The sequence below is a fragment of the Streptomyces sp. NPDC058663 genome, assembly GCF_042716745.1.
Classification (GTDB): domain Bacteria; phylum Actinomycetota; class Actinomycetes; order Streptomycetales; family Streptomycetaceae; genus Streptomyces.
On record NZ_JBHXRV010000054.1, the window covers coordinates 23491 to 45290 of the forward strand.

The 21800-nt window shown below is 71.9% G+C and carries 20 protein-coding genes and 1 riboswitch; of the genes, 13 read left to right on the plus strand and 7 right to left on the minus strand.

Going from position 1 to position 21800, the window contains the following annotated elements; all coding sequences use genetic code 11:
• Positions 1-58 precede the first annotated feature (58 nt).
• On the minus strand, positions 59-2461 hold the full coding sequence (locus ACFWVV_RS31275) for a chitinase C-terminal domain-containing protein (RefSeq protein WP_384355431.1): 2403 nt from the start codon (positions 2459-2461) through the stop codon (positions 59-61).
• 228 nt (positions 2462-2689) lie between these two features.
• A riboswitch (FMN riboswitch) is annotated at positions 2690-2820 on the plus strand.
• Positions 2821-3050: 230 nt separating this feature from the next.
• On the opposite strand from ACFWVV_RS31275, the gene ribD reads away from it, so the two are divergent.
• The 10 genes from ribD to ACFWVV_RS31325 all read left to right on the plus strand — a co-directional run bounded on the left by ribD (position 3051) and on the right by ACFWVV_RS31325 (position 12038).
• Positions 3051-4223, plus strand: coding sequence for a bifunctional diaminohydroxyphosphoribosylaminopyrimidine deaminase/5-amino-6-(5-phosphoribosylamino)uracil reductase RibD (gene ribD, locus ACFWVV_RS31280; RefSeq protein ID WP_384355500.1), 1173 nt, complete (start codon positions 3051-3053; stop codon positions 4221-4223).
• Between the two features lie 2 nt (positions 4224-4225).
• Positions 4226-4870: a riboflavin synthase gene (locus tag ACFWVV_RS31285; protein ID WP_384355433.1), complete on the plus strand. Its 645-nt coding sequence runs from the start codon at positions 4226-4228 to the stop codon at positions 4868-4870.
• A complete protein-coding gene (locus ACFWVV_RS31290; RefSeq protein ID WP_384355435.1) occupies positions 4867-5523 on the plus strand; it encodes a nicotinamide riboside transporter PnuC in 657 nt (218 codons plus the stop codon). The genes ACFWVV_RS31285 and ACFWVV_RS31290 overlap by 4 nt, the downstream gene beginning before the upstream one ends.
• Entirely contained in the window at positions 5520-6908 is a 1389-nt protein-coding gene (locus ACFWVV_RS31295) for a bifunctional 3,4-dihydroxy-2-butanone-4-phosphate synthase/GTP cyclohydrolase II (protein ID WP_384355437.1), read from the plus strand. Before ACFWVV_RS31290 ends, ACFWVV_RS31295 begins: the two co-directional genes overlap by 4 nt.
• 123 nt (positions 6909-7031) lie before the next feature.
• A complete protein-coding gene (gene ribH, locus ACFWVV_RS31300) occupies positions 7032-7517 on the plus strand; it encodes a 6,7-dimethyl-8-ribityllumazine synthase (protein WP_384355439.1) in 486 nt (161 codons plus the stop codon).
• 35 nt (positions 7518-7552) lie between these two features.
• The gene (locus ACFWVV_RS31305) at positions 7553-7825 is read left to right on the plus strand and encodes a phosphoribosyl-ATP diphosphatase (RefSeq protein WP_185030482.1); all 273 of its coding nucleotides are present in this window, start codon (positions 7553-7555) and stop codon (positions 7823-7825) included.
• 53 nt (positions 7826-7878) lie between these two features.
• A complete protein-coding gene (hisG, locus tag ACFWVV_RS31310) occupies positions 7879-8727 on the plus strand; it encodes an ATP phosphoribosyltransferase (RefSeq protein WP_384355442.1) in 849 nt (282 codons plus the stop codon).
• 41 nt (positions 8728-8768) lie between these two features.
• On the plus strand, positions 8769-9227 hold the full coding sequence (locus ACFWVV_RS31315) for a PH domain-containing protein (RefSeq protein WP_384355444.1): 459 nt from the start codon (positions 8769-8771) through the stop codon (positions 9225-9227).
• A 304-nt stretch (positions 9228-9531) separates the two neighbouring features.
• Positions 9532-10920 (plus strand): hemolysin family protein, encoded by a 1389-nt coding sequence (locus ACFWVV_RS31320; RefSeq protein ID WP_384355446.1) that lies wholly within the window; start codon positions 9532-9534, stop codon positions 10918-10920.
• Positions 10917-12038, plus strand: a complete 1122-nt coding sequence (locus tag ACFWVV_RS31325; protein WP_384355448.1) for a hemolysin family protein — start codon at positions 10917-10919, stop codon at positions 12036-12038. Before ACFWVV_RS31320 ends, ACFWVV_RS31325 begins: the two co-directional genes overlap by 4 nt.
• A 156-nt stretch (positions 12039-12194) precedes the next feature.
• Here ACFWVV_RS31325 and ACFWVV_RS31330 read toward each other — a convergent pair whose 3' ends face one another.
• Both ACFWVV_RS31330 and ACFWVV_RS31335 read right to left on the minus strand, forming a co-directional pair.
• The gene (locus ACFWVV_RS31330) at positions 12195-14102 is read right to left on the minus strand and encodes an AAA family ATPase (protein ID WP_384355450.1); all 1908 of its coding nucleotides are present in this window, start codon (positions 14100-14102) and stop codon (positions 12195-12197) included.
• 423 nt (positions 14103-14525) lie between these two features.
• Complete coding sequence (locus ACFWVV_RS31335; protein WP_384355452.1) at positions 14526-15110, minus strand: uridine kinase; 585 nt, start codon at positions 15108-15110, stop codon at positions 14526-14528.
• A 343-nt stretch (positions 15111-15453) separates the two neighbouring features.
• Between ACFWVV_RS31335 and ACFWVV_RS31340 the strand changes: the two genes are divergently transcribed.
• Positions 15454-16833, plus strand: coding sequence for a peptidase C39 family protein (locus ACFWVV_RS31340; protein WP_384355454.1), 1380 nt, complete (start codon positions 15454-15456; stop codon positions 16831-16833).
• Between the two features lie 61 nt (positions 16834-16894).
• Here the strand turns inward: ACFWVV_RS31340 and ACFWVV_RS31345 are convergent, their stop codons facing one another.
• Positions 16895-17629, minus strand: coding sequence for a TIGR03943 family putative permease subunit (locus tag ACFWVV_RS31345; protein ID WP_384355456.1), 735 nt, complete (start codon positions 17627-17629; stop codon positions 16895-16897).
• Complete coding sequence (locus ACFWVV_RS31350) at positions 17617-18540, minus strand: permease (RefSeq protein ID WP_384355502.1); 924 nt, start codon at positions 18538-18540, stop codon at positions 17617-17619. The genes ACFWVV_RS31345 and ACFWVV_RS31350 overlap by 13 nt, the downstream gene beginning before the upstream one ends.
• Positions 18541-18846: 306 nt before the next feature.
• On the opposite strand from ACFWVV_RS31350, the gene ACFWVV_RS31355 reads away from it, so the two are divergent.
• Positions 18847-19005 (plus strand): SCO1431 family membrane protein, encoded by a 159-nt coding sequence (locus ACFWVV_RS31355; RefSeq protein ID WP_384355458.1) that lies wholly within the window; start codon positions 18847-18849, stop codon positions 19003-19005.
• A gap of 51 nt (positions 19006-19056) precedes the next feature.
• Here the strand turns inward: ACFWVV_RS31355 and ACFWVV_RS31360 are convergent, their stop codons facing one another.
• Together ACFWVV_RS31360 and ACFWVV_RS31365 are read right to left on the minus strand one after the other, a co-directional pair.
• On the minus strand, positions 19057-20049 hold the full coding sequence (locus ACFWVV_RS31360) for a DUF6114 domain-containing protein (protein WP_384355504.1): 993 nt from the start codon (positions 20047-20049) through the stop codon (positions 19057-19059).
• Between the two features lie 170 nt (positions 20050-20219).
• The gene (locus ACFWVV_RS31365; RefSeq protein ID WP_384355506.1) at positions 20220-20741 is read right to left on the minus strand and encodes a DUF6230 family protein; all 522 of its coding nucleotides are present in this window, start codon (positions 20739-20741) and stop codon (positions 20220-20222) included.
• A 227-nt stretch (positions 20742-20968) separates the two neighbouring features.
• Here ACFWVV_RS31365 and ACFWVV_RS31370 point away from each other — a divergent pair, with 227 nt between their 5' ends.
• Complete coding sequence (locus tag ACFWVV_RS31370) at positions 20969-21607, plus strand: TetR/AcrR family transcriptional regulator (protein WP_384355460.1); 639 nt, start codon at positions 20969-20971, stop codon at positions 21605-21607.
• Positions 21608-21800: the final 193 nt, after the last annotated feature.

The following is a 21800-nucleotide window of genomic DNA, read 5'->3' on the forward strand; positions in this document are numbered from 1 at the left end:
ACTCGGCCCCGGCCCCCCGTGCGGACGGGGGAGCCGGGGCCGAGCACAGGGGGGAACGTCAGCAGGACCCGAGGTCCTGCCAGACGCCCCATTCGCCGGTGGTGCCGGGCTCAGCGCCCTGCGTCCACCACTTGGCCTTCCACTGGTGCGCCTTGTGCGACACGGTGGCACCGCCGCCGTACGCACGGTCCGCCGCATAGGCGGGCGCGGTGCACGCCCCCGGCGTGGGCGTGGGCGTGGGCGTCGGGGTCGGGGTCGGGTCGGGTCCGGGACCCGTGCCCGTGCCGGGCTCGACGGTCTCGGTGCCGCGGGCCAGGTCACCGGTGAGCGCGTACGACGTGCCGCCGATGTTCACCGTCCAGTTCCAGGGCGTGGAGACCGGCAGGTAGTAGTTGAACGACAGCTCCACCGACGCCCCCGGCGCCAGCGTCTGCCACGCGGGCAGCTTCAGCGAAGCCCGGTGGAAGTCGCCCTTCAGGCCGCCCGCGTTGCTCCCGGTGTGATCGCTGCTGATCACCTTGGTGCCGAAGCCCGACTGGTCGGACGCGTTGCCCGGGGCCGAGGTCGAGTAGTCGAACTGGAACTCCGTACCGCCCGGCAGCGTCGTCTTCGTGTGGTTGGTGATCTTCACCTTCGGAGTGATCGGGTAGTTGGAGTCGCCGAGCTTGAAGTCCCCGAACTCCACGCCGATGTCGACGGCCTTCTTCGGCAGCGCCTTGTTCGAGACGGCCGCGCCGTACGGCTTCGCCGCCTTGAACTTGTCGTACATCAGCGAGGTCAGCGTGGAGCCGGTCTCGTACTGGCCCTTGGCCGCGTTCCAGCCGTAGTCGCCGGCCAGCTCCCAGATCATCGTGCCGCCGATGCCACGGTCCACCACGTAGTCGGCCTTGGCGCCCACCGACTGCTCGTCCTCCGTCGACAGGAAGACCTTCTTCTCGGCGTTCCACAGCCACGGCGCGACCAGCGTCGAGTCGTACTTGCGGGTGTAGGCACCGGTCAGCCTGGTGCCGGTCGGGAAGCCGTACTTGGAGACGTAGTCGCCGACGACGCCCTTCTCCAGGTTCTTCGCGTGCCACATCGGGTTGGAGCCCGCCGGGGACTCCTGGCCGTTGTCGTCCTTGTCGTGCCACAGGTTGTCGATGCCGACGGCGCCGTCCCCGCACTTGGTCAGGCCGGATCCGGCCGGACAGGTGGCCGCGGAGGCCTTGCCCCAGAGTCCGTCGGTACCGCCCTGCACGTTCTTGTGGCCGCGTGTGTAGTAGGGCAGGCCGATGTTGATGCGGCCGGCCGGCATCGAGCCGCGGAAGTAGTGGTAGGCCCAGTCGGTGTTCAGATAGCCGATGCCGCCGTACTGGGCGCTGCCGTAGACGTTCGCGGCGGCCAGTTCGCCGTCCTTGCCGTTGTCGAAGAGGGAGGCGTTCGGCCCGACGTGCTCGTTCCAGGCGCCGTGCAGGTCGTAGGACATGATGTTGACGTAGTCCAGGTACTTCTGGACCTGGAAGGTCTCCATGCCGCGCAGCAGATACCCGGACGAGGGGGCCGCGACGGTCAGCAAATAGTGCCTGCCGTCGGCCGCGCCCGCGGTGTCGAGCTTCTCGCGCAGGGTCTTCATCAGCGCCGCGTAGCCCTTGACCAGGCCGCCGCGCCGGGCGTTGGAGATCCCGAAGTCGGCCGGATGGCCCGCGTCCTTCATCGACGTCGGGTACTCGTAGTCGATGTCGACGCCGTTGAAGCCGTACTTCTTGATGAAGGCGACGGCCGAGTCGGCGAAGGTGTTGATGCCCGCCTGGTTCACCGTGCCGTCGGCGTGCGTGGCCATGGTGTAGAAGCCGCCGGAGCCGACGCGCTTGCCGTCCTCGCCGAAGTAGCCGCCGGTCTCGGCCCAGCCGCCCACCGACACGAGGGTCTTGACGTCCGGGTGCTGCTTCTTGAACTTGTTCAGCAGGTTGAAATGGCCCTTGTAGGGAAGTGCGGGGTCCATCTCGGCGCCCGCGACACCGGGCCAGGTCATGCCGGTGGCCGCGTTCTTCTCACCGTCGGCGCCCACGGAGATCTTGTTGTCCCCGCCGATGTGGGCGAAGGCGTAGTTGAGGTGGGTGACCTTGTTCCACGGGATGTCGGAGGCCAGGTAGGCGGGCAGCCCGTCCTTGCCGGTGCGCCAGCCGGTGAAGTAGCCGATGACGCGGCGCTGGTGGTCGGCGCCCATCTTCTCGCGGCCGTCGGCGTCGTAGACCGAGCAGTACGGGACGGCGACTCCCGGTGTCCGGTGGAGCCCGTCGGGGCGGCAGGTCTCGTGGTCCACCGCGGCGGGGGTGTCGGGAGCCGGCGCGGCCCCGGCGGTGAGGGCGCCGCCGAGGAGGGCGGCGAGTGCGGCGGTCGCGGTGCCCGCGGCCAGCAGCACCGAGCGGGCCGACCGTGCCGGAACGGGGCCGGTGGATCGTGTACGAGTGGGGGACAGCACGTCTGGTCCTCCTGTGGAGGCTCGGGCGTCACGCGACGGAACGGGGATGGGCCGTACACGCCCTGGGTGTGCGCACACCGTCGGGCCGTCTCCTGGGAGGTGACGCAGACGTTAAGAGGACTAGACCAGCGCGGTCAATAGGTCCGGACCAAGTGTTGTGAGTCAGCACACAAGTACGTGTGGGTCACACCTGCGATCAGTCGTGGCACACTGGGCCTGTATCAGCAGCAGCGCACTCCGGGGTCGGTGTAATTCCGAACCGGCGGTTACAGTCCGCGACCCGGTCACCTCCAGTGACCGGTTGACCAGGTGAAATTCCTGGACCGACGGTGAAAGTCCGGATGGGAGGCAGTGCGCGGCGGGCCGTCACAGGTCGTTCGGTACGCCGCCGTCGGGCGGGGTTTTTCCCGGAAGCACGGGAGACCTCTCTTTTCCGGCACGGCGTCGCCGTTGTCGTCACCCGTGATGCGTGTCCGTTTTCTCTGTCGTCATCGACAGGCCCCGGAGTCCGTGCCCGAAGAGGCAGGAGGACCCGGTGGCATCCGCCGCAGCCCAGCCAGTGCCCCACGACGCGCCCGACGCGTGGGCCATGCGCCGTGCCGTCGAGCTCGCCGCACGCGGACTCGGCGCCACCAGCCCCAACCCGGTCGTCGGCTGCGTGATCACCGGTCCCACCGGCACCGTCGTGGGCGAGGGTCACCACCAGCGCGCGGGCGGACCGCACGCCGAGGTGCACGCCCTGCGCGACGCGGGGGAGAAGGCCCGGGGCGGCACCGCGTACGTCACCCTGGAGCCCTGCAACCACACCGGTCGCACCGGCCCCTGCGCCCAAGCCCTCCTCGACGCCGGGATCACCCGCGTCGTCTACGCCGTCGCCGACCCGAACCCGCAGGCCGAGGGCGGTGCGGAAACCCTCCGCGCGGCCGGCGTCCAAGTCGAGCAGGGCCTCCTCGAAGCCGAGGCCGCCGCCGGGAACGCCGCCTGGCTCACCTCCGTACGACTGCATCGTCCGTACGTGCTCTGGAAGTACGCGGCCACCCTCGACGGCCGGATCGCCGCGGCCGACGGCAGCAGCCGCTGGATCTCCTCGGCCGAGTCCCGTGCCGACGTCCACCGGCTGCGCGCCGAGGCGGACGCGGTCGTGGTCGGCTCCGGCACGCTGCGGGCCGACGACCCGCACCTGGCGGTACGGGGCATCGAAGGAGCCGTCCAGCCGCTGCGCGTCGTCGTCGACACCCACGCCACCGTCGCGCCGGACGCCCGGGTACTGGACGACGCGGCTGCGACGCTCATCGCGATCGGGCAGGACGCCCGGACCCATCTTCCCGAGGCCGCCGCCGGCCTGAAGACCGACGACGCCGCGGAGTCCGGGACGGGTGCCCGTGCCGTACGCCTGCCCGCCGGTGCCACCGGGCTCGACATCCCCGCCCTGCTCGGCGAGCTGTACGACCGCGGAGTGCGCTCGGTCCTCCTCGAAGGCGGACCGACCCTCGCCGGAGCCTTCGTGGCGGCGGGCGCCGTGGACAAGGTCGTCGGCTACCTCGCTCCCGTGCTGCTCGGCGCGGGCCCCGCCGCACTCGGCGACGCCGGAATCAGCACTCTCGCCGAAGCGTTGCGACTGACGGTGACCGAGACGGTCCGTATCGGTCCCGACCTCCGGATCACCGCCGTCCCCACGGCCGCCCGCACCGCCGTCCCTTCTGCCGTTCACACCGCCGCCCGCACCGCTGTCCCCACTGCCGTCCCCTCGAAGGAGCGCTGAGCGTGTTCACCGGAATCGTCGAAGAACTGGGTGAGGTCACCGCCGTCGAGAACCTCGGCGACTCCTCCCGCTTCCGCCTGCGCGGCCCCCTGGTCACCGAGGACGCCAAGCACGGCGACTCGATCGCGGTCAACGGGGTGTGCCTGACCGTCGTGGACACCGCCGAAGGCGAGTTCACCGCGGACGTGATGGCCGAGACCCTGAACCGCTCCAGCCTCGGCGCCCTCGCCCCGGGCTCCCGGGTCAACCTGGAACGCCCCATGGCACTCGGCGGACGCCTCGGCGGCCACCTCGTCCAGGGCCACGTCGACGGCACCGGCACCATCGTCGACCGCACACCCTCGGCGCACTGGGAGATCGTCAAGGTCGCCCTGCCGGACGGCCTCGCCCGGTACGTCGTCGAGAAGGGCTCCATCACGGTCGACGGCGTCAGCCTCACCGTGGTCGAAGCGGGCGACGACTACTTCACCATCAGCCTCATCCCCACCACCCTCGCGCTGACCACCCTCGGCATCAAGCAGGCCGGGGACCCGGTCAACCTCGAAGTGGACGTCCTCGCGAAGTACGTCGAACGCCTGCTCGGCACCGACCGCACCCCCGGCACCGACCGCACCGTTCCCGCCGACCTCAAGGAGACCGTGAAGTGAGCTCCCTCGCCTGGCTCAACTCCGAAGCCTTCACGGCCTTCGGCCAGCACATCATGTGGTCCGACATGATCGGCAACAGCATCGGTCTGCTCGCCCTCGCACTGGGCTGGCGGCGCTCCATATGGACCTGGCCCGCCCAGTTCGCCTCCGGCCTGATCCTGGTCGCCGCCTATGCGTCGGTGCAGCTCAGCGGCGGTGTCGGCAAGCAGCTCCTGGTCATCGGCGTCGCCCTGTGGGGCTGGCGGCAGTGGCAGCGCGGCAAGCAGCAGGCGCAGGACGGAACGATCGCGGTCCGCTTCGCCACCTGGCGCGAGCGCGGCCTGCTCCTGGGCGGCGCGGCCCTCGGCACCCTCGCCGTCGGCGGGCTCTTCACCCTCTACCCCTCGCTGTCCTGGAGCCCGTGGGCCGACGCGTACATCTTCGTCGGCACCCTCGCCGCGATGGTGGCGCAGGCACGCGGCCTGGTCGAGTTCTGGTTCGCCTGGCTGCTGGTCGACCTGGTCGGCGTCCCGCTCGCCTTCACCAGCGGACTCGCCTTCTCCGGTTTCGTGTACGTCATCTACCTCGTCCTCGTCCTGTGGGGCATGCGCGACTGGTGGCTCCGCTCCCGCGCGGCCGCCCCGGCTCCCGCTCTGGAAGGAGCACCGGCATGACCACCGCCCCTCCCCGCCCCGCGGGCCCGGCCGGCGCGCCGCTGCCCACCCCGTACGCAACCCCGGAGGCACTCGTGCACGACGCCCCGCAGGACCACCGTCAGGACCTGGTCCTCGACCCGGTCCAGCAGGCGATCGACGACATCGCGGCCGGCCGGCCCGTCGTCGTCGTCGACGACGAGAACCGGGAGAACGAGGGCGACCTGATCGTCGCCGCCGAGAAGATCACCCCCGAGATCGTCGCGTTCATGATGAGCGAGTGCCGCGGTCTGATCTGCGCCCCGATGGAGGGCGCGGAGCTGGAGCGGCTCGCGCTGCCGCAGATGGTCGAGCACAACACCGAGTCGATGCGCACCGCGTTCACCGTGTCCGTCGACGCAGGCCCCGCGCACGGAGTGACCACCGGCATCTCCGCCTCCGACCGGGCGGTCACCCTGCGCCTGCTCGCCTCGGGCGAGAGCACCGCGGGCGACTTCGTCCGCCCCGGCCACATCTTCCCGCTGCGCGCCCGCGCCGGCGGCGTCCTGGCCCGCAACGGCCACACCGAGGCCGCCGTCGACCTGGCCCGTCTCGCGGGGCTGCGCCCGGCCGGAGCCATCGTGGAGATCGCCGACGCGGACGGCGTGATGCTGCGGCTGCCCGAGCTGATCCCCTTCGCCCGCAAGCACGGCCTGACGATCATCTCCATCGAGGACCTGGTCGCCCACCGGCTGGCCACCGAGACGCAGACCGCACCCGTGTCCCCGGCGCCCGACCCGACCGTGGTCCGCGAGGCCGAGGTGCACCTCCCCACCTCCCTCGGCGAGTTCACCGCGTACGGCTACCGGGCCACCGCCGACGGCGTCGAGCACGTGGCCCTGGTCCACGGCGAGATCGGTGACGGCGAGGACGTCCTGGTCCGGGTCCACTCCGAGTGCCTCACGGGCGACATCTTCCACTCGCAGCGCTGCGACTGCGGCCCCCAGCTGGACGCCTCCATGCGCCGGGTCACCGAGGCAGGACGCGGCGTCGTCGTCTATCTGCGCGGCCACGAGGGCCGGGGCATCGGTCTGCTGTCCAAGCTGCGCGCATACGAACTCCAGGAGCGCGGCGCCGACACCCTCGACGCCAACCTCGAACTGGGCCTGCCCGCCGACGCCCGCGACTACGCGGCGGGCGCGCGCATCCTCGCCGACCTCGGCGTGCGCAGTCTGCGTCTGATGACCAACAACCCGGACAAGATCACCGCACTGGTACGGCACGGCCTCACCGTCAGCGCACGCGAGGCCATGCCCGTCATGGCCGGCGAGCACAATCTGCGCTACCTGCGCACCAAGCGGGACCGGATGGGCCACGACCTGCCCTGGCTGGACGGCGCGGCCGCCCCCACCTGCGGCAATCAGTAACTCCAGACACACCTGGCAACCCCACACCCACCAGTAACCCCACACCCACCAGTAACCCCACACCCACCAACTAACTCCACACCCACCAAGTAACCCCACACCCACCTAGAGGAGAGAGCAAGCGTGAGCGGCAAGGGTGCACCCGAACTGAGCGTCAAGAACTGCAACGACCTGCGGGTGGCGGTGATCGCGGCCCAGTGGCACGAAAAGATCATGGACGGTCTGGTCGACGGCGCCCTGCGCGCCCTGCACGAACTGGGCATCGACGAGCCGACCCTGCTCCGGGTCCCCGGCTCCTTCGAGCTGCCCGTCGTCGCCAAGGTCCTCGCGGGCCGCGGCTACGACGCGATCGTCGCCCTGGGCGTCGTCATCCGCGGCGGCACCCCCCACTTCGAGTACGTGTGCCAGGGGGTCACCCAGGGCCTCACCCAGGTCTCCGTCGACACCGGCGTCCCGGTCGGCTTCGGCGTACTGACCGTGGACACCGAGGAGCAGGCCCTGGACCGGGCAGGCCTGGAGGGTTCGCGGGAGGACAAGGGGCACGAGGCGGTCACCGCGGCCGTGGCCACCGCGACCACACTGCGCACCATCGCGGAACCCTGGCGCTGAGTGCCGCACGGCAACCCCGTACTCTAAGGACCATCATGGCCAACAAGACTTTCGAAGAGCTCTTCACCGAGCTCCAGCTCAAGGCCGCCAACGGCGACCCCACCACCTCCCGCACCGCCGAGCTGGTGGAAAAGGGCGTTCATGCCATCGGCAAGAAGGTCGTCGAGGAGGCCGCCGAAGTCTGGATGGCCGCCGAGTACGAGGGCAAGGAAGCCGCCGCCGAGGAGATCTCGCAGCTGCTGTACCACGTCCAGGTGATGATGGTCGCCCGCGGGATCTCGCTCGACGACGTCTACGCCCACCTCTGAGCACACCCCCCCGCTTTTCCCCCTTTCACTCCTGCACTAAGGAAGCTGACCTCATGCTGCGCATCGCCATTCCGAACAAGGGCTCCCTCTCCGGACCTGCGTCGGCGATGCTCCATGAGGCCGGCTACCAGCAGCGCAAGGAGTCCAAGGAACTGGTCCTGGTCGACCCGGAGAACGAGGTCGAGTTCTTCTACCTCCGCCCCCGCGACATCGCGATCTACGTCAGCTCCGGCAAGCTGGACATCGGCATCACGGGCCGCGACCTGCTGCTCGACTCGGGGGCGAACGCCGAGGAGATCCTCCAGCTCGGCTTCGCCCGCTCGACGTTCCGGTACGCCACCCGCCCGGGCACCGCGACCGGAGTCCAGGACTTCGGCGGCATGACCGTCGCCACCTCCTACGAGGGCATCGTGGCCAAGCACCTCGCCGACGAGGGCATCGACGCCTCCGTCGTGCACCTGGACGGCGCGGTGGAGACCGCCATCGAGCTGGGCGTCGCCCAGATCATCGCGGACGTCGTCGAGACCGGCACCTCGCTGCGCAACGCGGGCCTCGAGGTGATCGGCGAGCCGATCATGAAGTCCGAGGCCGTCGTCATCCGCCGCACCGGCGCCCCCGCCGACGACCCCAAGGTCCAGCAGTTCCTGCGCCGCCTCCAGGGCGTCCTGGTGGCCAGGTCGTACGTGATGATGGACTACGACTGCCGGGTCGAGCACCTGGAGAAGGCCGTCGCGCTGACCCCCGGTCTGGAGTCCCCGACCATCTCCCCCCTCCACCACGAGGGCTGGGTCGCGGTCCGCTCCATGGTCGCCGCCAAGGAGGCACAGCGGATCATGGACGACCTCTACGACCTGGGCGCGCGCGCCATCCTCACCACGGCCATTCACGCCTGCCGCCTCTGACGGCCGCCCGCCTTCCCTCTCTCCCGTACGTACGCAGAAGGATGCCGTCCGCCGTGCCGCAGCCCGAACTCCCCGCCCTCCCGGTCACCTTCAGGCCGCACCGCACCAGGGTGGTCCTGCTGACCATAGGCGTGCTGATGTTCGCGACGATCTCGGCGGTCGGCCTCCTTCTGGAGACGCTGAGTCCCGGGGAGCGGGTCAGCTTCGTCTTCACCGGAGCCCTCATGTTCGGGGTGCTGATCCTCCTCAGCCGCCCCAAGGTGGTCGCCGACGAGGCGGGCGTCACCGTGGTCAACCTCACCAGCAAGCGACGGCTGGAGTGGGCCGAGATCGTCAAGGTCAACCTGCGCCCCGGTGACGCCTGGGTCTTCCTCGACCTGAGCGACGGCACCAGCCTGCCCGCCCTCGGCATCCAGCCCGGCATCGCCAAGGAGAAGGCCATCCGCGACGCCCGCACCCTGCGTGCGCTCGCCGAGGCACGCGGCACGCACAGCGGCTGACGGCGCGACCGGGGCCACGGCGGCCCGCACCGCGTCGGGGGCCATGGCGATCCGCGCCGCGTCGGGGGGCCAGGGCGGCCCGCACCGCGTCGCCCGACCGGGGCACTCACCGGCGAAGCCCCTGCCGCCGCGCCGGGCGGTCCTGTTTACTCTGAGAGGTGGGACGCCGAGCGCGTCCCGCCCCGCGTACACGGCCCCTGCGGCCGGCGGGGTCGTACCTTCGACCCAAGGAGTGACTCCCTCCAGCAATGGACGGATCGTCCGGCAGTATCTGCGCCGCCCCCTCCCTTCCCGAGGCGGCGGCATGACCATCCCGCTTCTGCTGCTCGCAGCGGCATTCCTCCTCATCCTCGCCAACGGCTTCTTCGTGGCGGCCGAATTCGGTCTCGTCACGGTGGAGCGCCCCGACGCCGAACGCGCCGCCGCGGACGGCGACAAACGGGCCGGCCAGGTCGTGAAATCCCTGCGCGAGCTGTCGTTCCAGCTCTCCGGAACCCAACTCGGCATCACCCTCACCTCGCTCGTCGTCGGCATGCTCGCCGAACCCGCGCTCGCGGCGCTCCTGAAGGGACCACTGACCGCCACCGGCATACCGGCCGGTGCCGTCTCCGGCATCGGCGTCGTCATCGGCATGCTGCTGGCCTCCGCCGTGCAGATGGTGATCGGCGAACTCGTGCCGAAGAACTGGGCCGTCTCCAGGCCGCTCCAGGTCGCCCGCTTCGTGGCCGGCCCGCAGCACCGCTTCGCCACCGCACTGCGCCCGGTGATCTCGCTGCTGAACAACGTGGCCAACCGGCTCGTACGGCTGCTCGGCGTCGAGCCGACCGACGAGCTGGCGTCCGCCCGCACCCCCGGCGAACTGGTCTCCCTGGCCCGCCACTCGGCACGGGCCGGAACGCTGGAGCAGGACACCGCGGACCTCTTCGTACGGACCCTCTCCCTCGGCCACCTCACCGCGCAGCACGTCATGACGCCGCGCGTGAAGGTCAACGCGCTGCAGTCCTCCGCGTCCGCCGCCGACGTCGTCAACCTCACCCGGGCGACCGGCCTCTCGCGCTTCCCCGTCTACCGGGAGCGGATCGACGAGATCGTCGGCATGGTGCACCTCAAGGACGCACTCGCCGTGCCGGCGCACGACCGGATGAGGGTGCCGGTCGGCAGGATCGCGCTGCCGCCGCTGCTGGTTCCCGGGACACTGCCCGTCCAGCCGCTCCTGGAGCGGTTGCGCAGCGAACAGCCGATCGCGGTCGTCGTCGACGAGTACGGCGGCACCGCAGGGGTCGTCACCCTGGAGGACATCGTCGAAGAACTCGTCGGCGAGGTCCGCGACGAGCACGACGCCGAGGGCGCCGGCCGGCCCGAACTGCTCCCCGTCGCCCCCGCCGAGGACGGCAGCCCCAGCTGGGAGGCCGACGGCAGCTGCCGGGTCCTCACCCTGCACCGGATAGGCCTGGACGTCCCCGAAGGACCGTACGAGACGGTCGCGGGCCTGGTGGCCGACCTGCTCGGCCGGATCCCGGCCCCCGGCGACCGGGCGGAACTGCCCGGCTGGAAGCTGTCCGTACGGCAGGTGGACCGCTACCGCGCGGAACGGGTGCGGCTGGTCCGCACCGCCACCACCGGGGGAGCGCCGGCCGTGTCCGTGCCCCGCCCCGCACCGGCCGCCTCGCAGCTCACGGAGGCGGCCCGATGAGCGCCCTGCAACTCCTCTTCGCCCTCCTCCTGGTAGTCGCCAACGGATTCTTCGTCGGCGCCGAATTCGCCCTGGTGTCCGTACGGCGCAGCCAGATCGAGCCGCTCGCGGCCGGGGGCTCGGCCCGCGCCAAGCGGGTCATGCACGGGCTGGAGCACCTGCCACAGATGATGGCGGCGGCCCAGTTCGGCATCACGGTCTGCTCGCTGACACTGGGCGCGGTCGCCGAACCGACCGTCGCGCACCTGCTGGAGCCGGTGTTCCGCGCGGCCCACGTGCCCGACGGGCTGAGCCACGCGCTCGGCTACGCCATAGCGCTCACCCTCGTGGTCTTCCTCCACCTGGTCATCGGCGAGATGGTGCCGAAGAACCTGGCGATGGCCGCCCCGGAGAAGACCGCACTGTGGTTCAGCCCCGGCCTGGTCGCCTTCGCGCGACTGTGCGGGCCGGTCACGGCGGGTCTTGGCTGGTGCGCGCGCAAGGTGCTCGGGCTCTTCGGCGTCGAACCCAGGGAAGAGGTCGAGTCCGTCTTCACCAGCGAGCAGCTGAACCGCCTGGTGGAGGACTCCGGCCAGGCCGGACTCCTGGAACCGGGGGAGCAGGAGCGTCTGGAGGACGCCCTGGAACTGGGCAGCCGCCCCATCACGGACGTCCTGCTGCACAGGGCCGGGCTGGTTACGGTGGACCCCTCGGCCACCCCGCGCCGGATCGAGGACCTGACGGTGCGCACCGGTTACTCGCGCTTCCCGGTGTGCGCGCCGGGGCCCGCGGGTGCCTTCATGGGGTACATCCACGTCAAGGACGTCCTCGACCTGGACGAGCCCGACCGTGCGGTGCCGCAGCAGGTGTGGCGCCCGATGACCACCCTGCGCGCCGAACTGCCGCTGGACGAAGCGCTGTCGGTGATGCGCAGGGCGGCGACGCACCTGGCTCAGGTGGCGGACGGGGCGGGACGGGTGCTCGGCCTGGTCGCCCTGGAGGACGTCCTGGGAAAGCTGGTCGGGGAAGTGCGCGACCCGGCCCACCGGGACACCGCGCCCGCCGCGCCGGGGGCAGCACTCGCCCGGCCGCGGACCGAGGCCAAGACGGAGCCGAGGACGGAAGCGCTGGCGGGATAGCCGGCGGTCACGGGCGGCCCGCCCGCCGGCCGGTGACCCCGCGGAGTGCGGAGGGTGGCCGGCGGCGTGGTGGTGTGCGGCCGGTCGGGGGCCGGCGGCGGCGTGCGACGGTCGGAAGGCGGCTGGCGGTGCGCGCGCCGCCGGCCCTTTCCCGCCCTAGATCCCCGGAGCCTCGCCCGGCCCCCGTCCCACCGGCCCCCGCCCCGACAGCACCTCCCCGTACGCCTGCATCAGGTCCGGCAGCCGCAGCGTCGCCAGGTCGTCCCGCGTCGGCGTCGACGCGTACCCCGACAGTCTCAGGTCCCGGTACGCGCAGCTCTTCTCGTACAGCGTCCGCAGGAACCGCCCGTTCCCCAGCTCGTCGATCCACCCCTGATCCACCACGTGCCCGCTGATGCTCCGCAGCTCCTCCAGGGACTCCTCGTCCCACGCGTCGCCGTTCTCCCCGGCCAGCACCTCCCCGATGCTGGTCAGCTCCAGCGGACGGTAGCTGGGGAAGTCGACCCTCGTGGTGAAGCGGGAGGACAGCCCCGGGTTGGCGGCGAGCAGCCGGTCCATCCCCTCCGGGTAGCCGGCCAGGATCACCACCAGATGGTCCCGGTTGTCCTCGGCGCGCTTCAGCAGTACCTGGAGGGCCTCGTCGCCGTACGCGTCGCCCTTGCTGTAGGCCGAGTTGGCCAGGCTGTACGCCTCGTCGACGAACAGCACACCGCCCAGCGCGGAGTCGATCAGATCGTTGGCCTTCACCGCCGTCTGCCCCAGGTACTCGCCCACCAGATCCGCCCGCTGCGCCTCCACCAGGTGGTCACCGCCCAGCAGCCCCAGCGCGTAGAAGACCCGCCCCAGGATGCGGGCGACGGTCGTCTTGCCCGTCCCCGAGGGCCCCGAGAAGACAAAGTGACGTTTCGGCGGCTGGACCGGGAGGCCCTGGCCGGCCCGTAGCCGCGCCATGTTCAACTGGGCCGAAAGCGCCCTCACCTGGCGCTTCACCGGCTCCATGCCGACCATCCGGTCCAGCTCGCCCAGCGCCTGCTCCAGCAGCGCCGGATCGGAGGGCCCGGCCGGGAACGGAGGCAGCCCGGCCGGCAGCGGCGGCCCCGCCTTCTCCCGTACGCCCATCGGGATGCCGGGTGGCACGGACCCACCGAACGGCAGCTGCCCGTCGCCGCCCGTCCGCAGGTCCCCGCCGCCCTCCAGCGCTTCCAGCTCGCCCTGGGACTCCACCGCCTCCTGGCCGAGTCCCGCCCCGGCGAGCGACACCGCGGCCAGTCCCGCCGCCGAATCGTCGTACCCCTCCAGCCCGTCGCCCTCGGAGATCGCCGCGAGGCGTGCCGCGGTGTCCATGAACGCCGGGTCGACCCGGTGCACCGCCCGGTACAGGGGGAGGGCCGCGGCGCTGCGCCCGGTGCCCTCGTGCGCCCGTGCCAGCCAGTACCGCAGCTCCTTGCGCTGCGGCTGCTCGCTGCGGCAGCGCATCAGGGAGGCGGAGAGCAGCGGCTCGGCCTGGCCGAACATCTCCAGCCTGACCCGTGCCATGCCGCCGAAGAGCCCCGACTCGATGCCCAGGAGCGGATCGTCGACGAGCGAGTCCGTGTGCCGGACCAACTGCTCCCAGTCCTTGACCAGATACGCCCGGCACGCGTGCAGGAAGCGCACCTGGCTGTCCGTGTCCACGGGCGGCAGCCCCGCCAGCGCCCGGTCCAGCTCCGGGACGTGGCGCCCGTCCAGCCAGTGCGAGGCGTGCGCCAGCAGCAGATCGCGCGGGCTCTCCAGCACCGGCTGCACCCACCAGCCCAGCCAGTACCAGGAGTTGAGCCTGCGGCGGTGCCGGGAGCGCTGCTCGCCGAACCGCTCCCGGTGGCGGTGCATGCGTAAGAGCGCCGTCGTCGTGTCGATGCGCAGGGCGTGCAGGCCGAGCCAGCCGTCCGCCATGCCCGGATCGAGTCGTACCGCCGACCGGAACTCCTCCTCCGCCTGCGGATACGCCCCCATCGTGTAGGCGTCCACGCCGCGCAGCCAGGCGAGGTCGGCCGGGGCGTGCGTGCCCTGCGTGCCGAAGTCCATCACGTCCCCCACAGACCGTGCCCCCCGTGATGTGCTGCCGGGCGTGCGCCAGTGGCCGAATGCCGTTGGCACATGCCCGAACCGCTGTGTCCCGGACGGGAATTGACCGCACCGAAGGGCATCGTACCCGGGCAGGGGGCAGCTGAATAAGGGTGGCGCGGGGACCGCACGGAAGGTGACCCTGGGTGAGCGAACCGGGTCTACGCGCGCCCCGCAGGCCAGAAGAGGGCAGAACGAAGCCCCCGATCACGGGGGAACAACCGGGGGCTTCGTGTCTGCGGGCGGCTTCGAAAAGCCGCACATTGAGAACGTAAGACCTGTACGCCCCCTGGGTCAAGCGGAGTTGGGGCACTGGCCGGACGCTTTTCCGGACGCCGGGCGGGGTCGGGGCGGGGGATCACGGAAAGTGACGGAGTGGTTCGCTCACGCGGTCGCGGAGCTCCTCTGGTGCCACTCGTATCCCCCGGGCACCTGCCGCACCAGGGCGTCGGCGAACGGACGGGAGGGGTCCGCAGAGAAATGCTCCGTCTCGGCCCTCGTCCAGCCGTCCCAGAAAACGGACTGTGCCGTTCCGTCCCGTTCCCGGCCGCGCCGCCACGAGGCCTCCGCGTCCAGGTCCATCCAGAGGAGGTGGGCGAGCAGGGGGCGCAGCGCGCGCCGCCCGGCGCCGACGCCCTCCATGAGGACGACCGGCGCGGGCGGCAGCTCGCGGGTGGCGGGCCCGAAGCGGCGGAGAGTCCAGTCGTACGGCGCGTACCGCGCGCTCTCGCCCCGCGACAGCGGGCCGGTCACCAGGGTGCGCAGCCGCTCCGTCCAGTCGAACAGCTCCCGATGGGTGGCCAGATCGTCGAGGTGCAGTACGGGCGCCCCGCCGAGCGCGTCGGCAAGCCGGGCGGCGAAGGTGCTCTTGCCGGAGCCCGCGTGGCCGTCGACGGCGACCAGCCGGACCGGGCCGCAGGACGGCGGCAGGGCACGCAGCCGGGCGGCGAGGGGGGCGATGCTGTTCATCCGGCCCACCCTAGGAGTCCGGCCACTGACCCGCCCGGCGAGGGGCGCGGCGACGGGGCGGAGGGGCGGGTCCTGGGCCCGGGCGCGGACGAGCGGGGTCCTGGGCCGGGCACGGACGGGTGGGGGTCCTGGGCCCGGTGCGGGCGGGCGGGTCCTGGGCCCGGTGCGGGCGGGCCCTTCGAATGCCCGGACCGTCCGGCCCGCGTGCCGTCGCGGGTCGAGGGGCGGGCCGTCGCAGTATGGGGCGGACCCGGGGTGCGGGCGGCCGCCGCGGGGTAGCCATCCGAGTGCCGCGCCGAGCGACCGGACCGCATCCACCACACCCGACTGGGGGCCTTCGACCATGGCCGGACCCGACCCGCTGCACACGTCCCGCAGAACCGTCCTCACCGCCGCGCTCGCCGCTGCCGCCGCCGTGCCCGCGCTGCCGCTGCCGGCCGCAGCCGTTCCCGCACTGCCGCCGCCCGCCGCCGCAACCACTCCCGAGGAGCCCTCGCACGTCGACAACCGCTTCTGGCACACGTACACCGACTGGCGCTCCGGCACCGGAGCCGGCACCCGCGCGGTCGGCGGGCGCAGGCCCGGCCTGGTGATCGACACCCCGGACGGCCTGGCGGACCATGCCGACCCGCACACCGGGCGGACCACCGCCTACGAATACGCGGTCTGGACCTCCCCGCCGCACCACTTCCCCGTCCCCGCCACCGAGATCATCGCCTCCTGGAACGCCGACACCCCGCCCGGCACGTGGCTCACCGTCGAACTGAGCGCCGAGTACACCGACGGGTCGCACACCCCCTGGTACGTCATGGGCCGCTGGGCCGCCGGAGATGCCGACATCAGGCGGACCTCCGTCGACGGCCAGGGCGACGGCCGCAGCAGCGTCTCCACCGACACCCTCGTACTGGCCGACCCGGCGGCAGGCCCCCGGCTGACCGGCCACCGGCTGCGCGTGACCCTCCACCGGCTGCCGGGCTCGGCTGGCACGCCGATGGTGTGGCGGCTCGGGGCGATGGCCTCCGGCGTACCCGACCGGTTCACCGTGCCGGCCTCCGCACCGCGCCCCGCGCGCGAACTGCGGGTGCCGCGCCACTCGCAGGAGATCCACAAGGGGCGGTACCCGGAGTACGACAACGGGGGAGAGGCCTGGTGCAGTCCGACCTCCTCCCAGATGGTGCTGGAGTACTGGGGACGCAGGGCCACCCCCGAGCAGCTGGCCTGGGTCGACCCCTCGTACGAGGACCCGCAGATCTGCCATGCCGCCCGCCATACGTACGACTACCAGTACGAGGGCTGCGGCAACTGGCCCTTCAACGCCGCGTACGCCGCCACGTACCGCGACATGAACGGGGTCGTCACCCGGCTGGGCTCGCTGGACGAGCTGACGGTGCTCCTGGGGGCCGGCATCCCGGTCGTCGCCTCGCTGTCCTTCCGCAAGGAGGAGCTGACGGGGGCCGGTTACGGCACCGCGGGCCACCTGATGACCGTCATCGGCTTCACCGCCGCGGGCGACGTGATCGCCAACGACCCTGCCTCGCCCACGAACGACGCCGTGCGCCGGGTCTACCGCAGACGGGAGTGGGAGAACATCTGGCTGCGGACCAAGCGGTACGACGCACAGGGCAAGGTGCGGAGCGCCTCCGGCGGGGTGTGTTACGTGTACTGGCCGACGGCCCCGGATCCGGCCCGGCGCCGTGCGCTGCGGTCCCTCGGCCTGGCCTGACTCCCTCGGCCCGGCTCTTCCCGTACCGCTGTGCGCCGGGCGGCCGCCGACGGCCCACGGTTCAGCGCGGTGCCGGCGGCCGGTCCAGATAGGGGTTCGCGGGCTCGGGGACGGGGGTGACCTCGGTGGCGTTCAGGGCGAGGTCCGCGGCGAGGGTGCCGAGGGTGCCGCCGGGGCGCCATGTACCGGTCACACGCACCCAGGAGTCCGCGCGCGGCGCCCGCGCACCGTGCACGGTGACCGTCAGCGGCCGGGAGTCGGCCGCACAGCAGGAGACCACCAGGCGCGTCAGGTCCCAGATGCCGTCCTCGCGCGGGGTGACGAAGCCCTGGAGCACCACGCTGCGCCCCTCGATACTGCCTTCCTCGTCCTGCTGTGCGCGGGCGATGAACTCGGTCAGCGAGAGCGGGACGGCCCCGGTCGCGGGGAAGGGCCGGAAGTGGTCGAAGGGCGCGACGACCACGGGGTTGTCCCGGGACGCGCTGTACGAGCCGAGGGCGGGCGGCGGGAAGAGAAGCACGACGAGCGCCGACAGCAGCAACAGCCAGGCGATCCGGGGACCGTGGTCGTGGTCGTGGGTGTGCTCGTGTCCGTGACCGCTCCCGGCACGGAGCCCGGGACGCAGGACGCCGATCGTCCCGGCGATGAGCAGGACGATGCCGGAAGCGACGAGGAAGGGCAGCAGCCCTGCCTTCACGTAACGCAGCGCGAGGTCGCTGAAGAAGGAGATGCGCAGCAGGCCGGCGCCGGTCAGCAGCAGGAGGACGGGCTGGAGCGAGAGCTTCACAGCAGCCACCAGCCCACCAGTACGCTGCCCACGACCGCCACCACCGCGGTGGCGGAGGAGAACCTGAGCGCGAAGGGGCGTCCGAACGTTCCCGCCTGAAGGGCGACGAGCTTCACGTCGACCATCGGCCCGATCACCATGAACGTCAGCTGCGCGGTGGGCGAGAACCCCGTCAGGGAGGCCGCCACGAAGGCGTCGGCCTCCGAGCACACCGCCAGGACGACGGCCAGGAACGCCAGGAACAGCACCCCGCCCCAGGGGGAGCCGGAGAAGGTCTCCAGGACGGACGGCGGGACCACCACGTGGAAGGTGGCGGCGGCTGCCGCGCCCAGGACGAGAAAGCCGCCCGCGTGCAGGAAGTCGTGCTGGAAGCCGAGCCGGAACTCGGTCAGGCGGCTGCCGCCCTGCTGGTGTCCGCCGTGCCGGGTGGGCATCCGGAGCCAGGAGGCGCGGCCGAACCGCAGCCACAGCCAGCCCATGACCATGGAGACGGCCAGTGAGGCGAGGAAGCGGCCGAGCAGCATCTGCGGGCTGTCGGGGAAGGCGACCGCCGTCGAGACGAGCACGATCGGATTCACGGCGGGCGCCGAGAGAAGGAACGCGAAGGCCGCGGCGGGCGGCACCCCACGGGAGATGAGACTGCCGGCCACCGGGACCGACGCGCACTCGCACCCCGGGAGCACGGCCCCCGCGGCACCGGCCACCGGCACCGCCAGCGCGGGCCTGCGGGGCAGCACCTTGGTGAACACCGACGCGGGGACGAACGCGTTGACGGCCCCCGAGACCAGCGTGCCGAGGACCAGGAAGGGCAGTGCCTGCACGGTGATGGCCACACAGGTCGTCTGCCAGGCGAGTGCCGCGGGGGAGTTCAGCCAGTCGACCGCGCCCGCCGCCCACAGGATCGCGCAGAGCAGCAGCATCGAGGCCGCGCCCGCCGTGAGGGACACCGGCTGCGGGGCCCGGACCGCTCCGGCCGGTTCGCTCACGTCAACTCCGCTGTGACAAGGGGGACTTCGCACAGGGCGCCACCCGTAAGGTTCAGGCCACGCAGACTATATGGAAATGATAGTCAGTATCAAGGGGATGGGATCTTCTGGTGACTCTCCCCGGCCCCGGTGCGGTGACGAACGTCATCTGTACCGGGGCCCGGACCGCTGGCACTGTGGAAGGGGTGGTTCCGTTCCGTTTCCACCGTCTGCTGCTCCCTCTCCCCCTGTGAGCCCCGTATGACTGCCACCGCTGCCACCGCCGCCCTGTCCGACCTCTTCCGTGCCCGTACCGGCGGCCCCGACGACCTCGACGGACCGAAGCTGCTGGAGCACGTGCTCGGCTGGACCCTGGTGGTCGTGGTTGCGATGCTCGTCACGGGCGCCGGCCTGCTGTGACGCCCTGAGCCTCGCGGCGGTGCCCCTCGGAGGGGGTGGCGGGCGCCCGGCTCAGGAGGCGCCGAGCGTCAGTCCGTTCGTGACGATCGAGTCCGAGGTGACCATGGCCTGTTCGGCGCTCACGTCCGTCATGAAGACGAACGGCGGCACCACCGGAGGCACCGGCAGCCGGTCCGGCGTGAAGGTCAGACAGAGCAGCCCCTGCAGGCACCCGCTGAACCTGGTGAGGTACAGGGTGACGTCGCCGTCCAGGTCCAGGGTGTCGGCGCCCAGGGACAGCTCGTCCCCGCCGTCGCGGGTCCGCAGCCGGTAGTCGGTGAGGGAGGCGGCCCTCATCTTCAGGACCATCACCTTCAACGGGCCGTCCGCGGTACGCACGTCCTTCACCCCTGCGATCAGGAATCCGTCCGGGGCGAAGCGGGCCGTGGTGACGGTGGGCGGCACCCGGGGGGCCAGTGGCTCGGCCGCGACGGCCACCGCCTTCTGCGCGGGCATGCCCAGAGCGGTGAGCAGCAGGACGGGCAGTGCCACGGCCAGGGTGCGCGGCCCCTGCTGCCGCACCGGGGGCGGCCGGCGCGCGTCCTTGCCCGAGTCCGTGTGCCCGGTCTCACGCGTGTCCGTCCGCCCGGTCTCCCGGCTCCTCCCGTCCTCCCCGGCTTGCCCGGGAGCCCGCTCGGGGTCCTCCTCGGGCAGTGGGGTCCAGCCGAACCCCATCGCGCTGCCGGCGATGCCCAGCAGGGTGCCCACCAGGAACCCGCCGAGGTTGGTCGCCGCGAACGACAGCACCGACAGGATCAGCGCGTGGACGCTCACGTAGTGCCGGGTGTGCGGCAGGAACCACAGGAAGAGCCCGGCCGCGATCAGTGCCAGCCCGATGCCGAGCGCCGCCAGCCCGCCGAGCCCCAGACTGACCAGGATCGGCAGCGGCGACAGCGGGACGAGCAGCAGCTCGGCTCCCGAGCACATCAGGAGCAGTCCCGCCCAGAACGGCCGTCGGCGCCGCCAGCCGCGGAACCGGTGCCGGCGCTCCGGCCAGGGCAGCAGCGCGTCGAGCCACCCGCCACTGTGGCGTCCACCCGCCTTGCCGGGCCTGCTGCCCGTGCGGGCGGACCCGGCCACGGACCCGCCTTCGCCCGTGCCGTCGCGCCCGCCCGTACCGCCGCCGTCGCCCCGCCCGGACCCTGTACCGCGGTCCCGGCTCCCGGGACGGCGCCTCAGAAGCACTTCTTGCCGTCCAGGTTCACGTCCAGCCGCAGGCCCTTCAGCCGGAAGTTCCCGCCGGTGGCCGACCAGGCGTGCGACCGCACGCCCACCACCTCGATGTTCCCCGCCTGGAGGCCGAACTTGCCCGCCTCGCCCCTGACCCCCGGCACCGCGTCCAGCGTGGAGGCGTCCCGGCCGATCTCGGCCGTACCGAAGCGGGCGTCACCTGCCAGGTCCTCGGCGTCGATGATCAGACTGGAAGCGGTGACCTCGCCCGCCGCGCCACCCGCCGTCAGCTTGAACACCACCGTCCCGACCGGGGTCTTCACCTCCGCCGACTGACAGATGTCGGAGAGCCTGGCGTCCCCGATGCCCAGCAGGGCGACCGGATGACCCTTGCCGTCCGCGGACCTGTCGGTGTGCACGTACGACGACAGGCCGGTACTGGACAACTTGCCCGAGGAGACCTGGAAACTGGTGCCCGAGACGGCGAACGACGCGGCCAGTGCTCCCTGGCCCATCATCACCGCCATCGCCCCGACGGCGAGCACCGCCGGTACCGCCAGAACGGCGCTGCGCCGCCAGGCCGTTCTGCCCTCGGGGTACTGCTGCCGGGCCGACTGCTGCCACGGTTTCCTTGCTGCGCTCACTGGGTCCTCCCGTACGTCGCAGAAGTGCGCAGGGGGAAGTGCATGAGGAGCGGAGGGCGGGCCGTGGAATACTGCGGCCATCCTTCCGGAGTGGGAGACTAGGGCCTCATTTGAATAAGAGTCAACAGCGCGGGGCGACCGGGAAATCCCAGGCGCGCAGAGCCGAACTCATCGCAACAGGGCGGAAGTTGTTCGCCGACACCTCCTACGACGCCCTGTCCATGGACGACATCGCGCGCCACGCGGGCGTCGCCAAGGGCCTCATCTACTACTACTTCACCAACAAGCGGGGCTACTACCTGGCCATCGTCCAGGAGTCCGTCGCCGACCTCGTCGCCCGCGCCGGCAGCCACCCCGAGCTCCCGCGTGCCCAGCGGGTGCGGCACACCGTCGACGGCTATCTGCGCTACGCCCAGCACCACCAGGCGGCGTACCGCACGATCGTCACCGGCGGCGTCGGCTCCGACGTCCAGGTCCAGTCGATCCGCGACACCGTGCGCGAACAGCTGCTGGCCACCCTCGCCGAAGGCGCGTACGGCCGCAGCGGCCTCCCGCCGAAGGCCAGACTCGCCCTGCTCGGGTGGATGACCGCGGTGGAGGGCATCACCCTCGACTGGATCGGTGATCCGGTGCTGCCCAGGGAGGAGGTGTGCGAGCTGCTCGTCGCGCTGCTGCGCGCCACCTTCGCTGCCGTCGCGGAGCTGGTCCCGGAGTGCCCCGCTCCACCGCTGGACGACACGGTCGCGTAACACCGGCCCGCCCTGCCCGGCCTGCGGCTTTTCGACCCGTGACGGATGGGGGGCGATCGGGCATACTCAGCCGCCACGGCCCCGGACACTCCGCTTCCGTAACCCGGAGCGGTGGTTCAGGCTGGCAGGAGAGACACCCGGCGGCGCCGCCACACCCTGCGCGCGCGTCTGCCGCCGCGCCCGACAGGGAGGA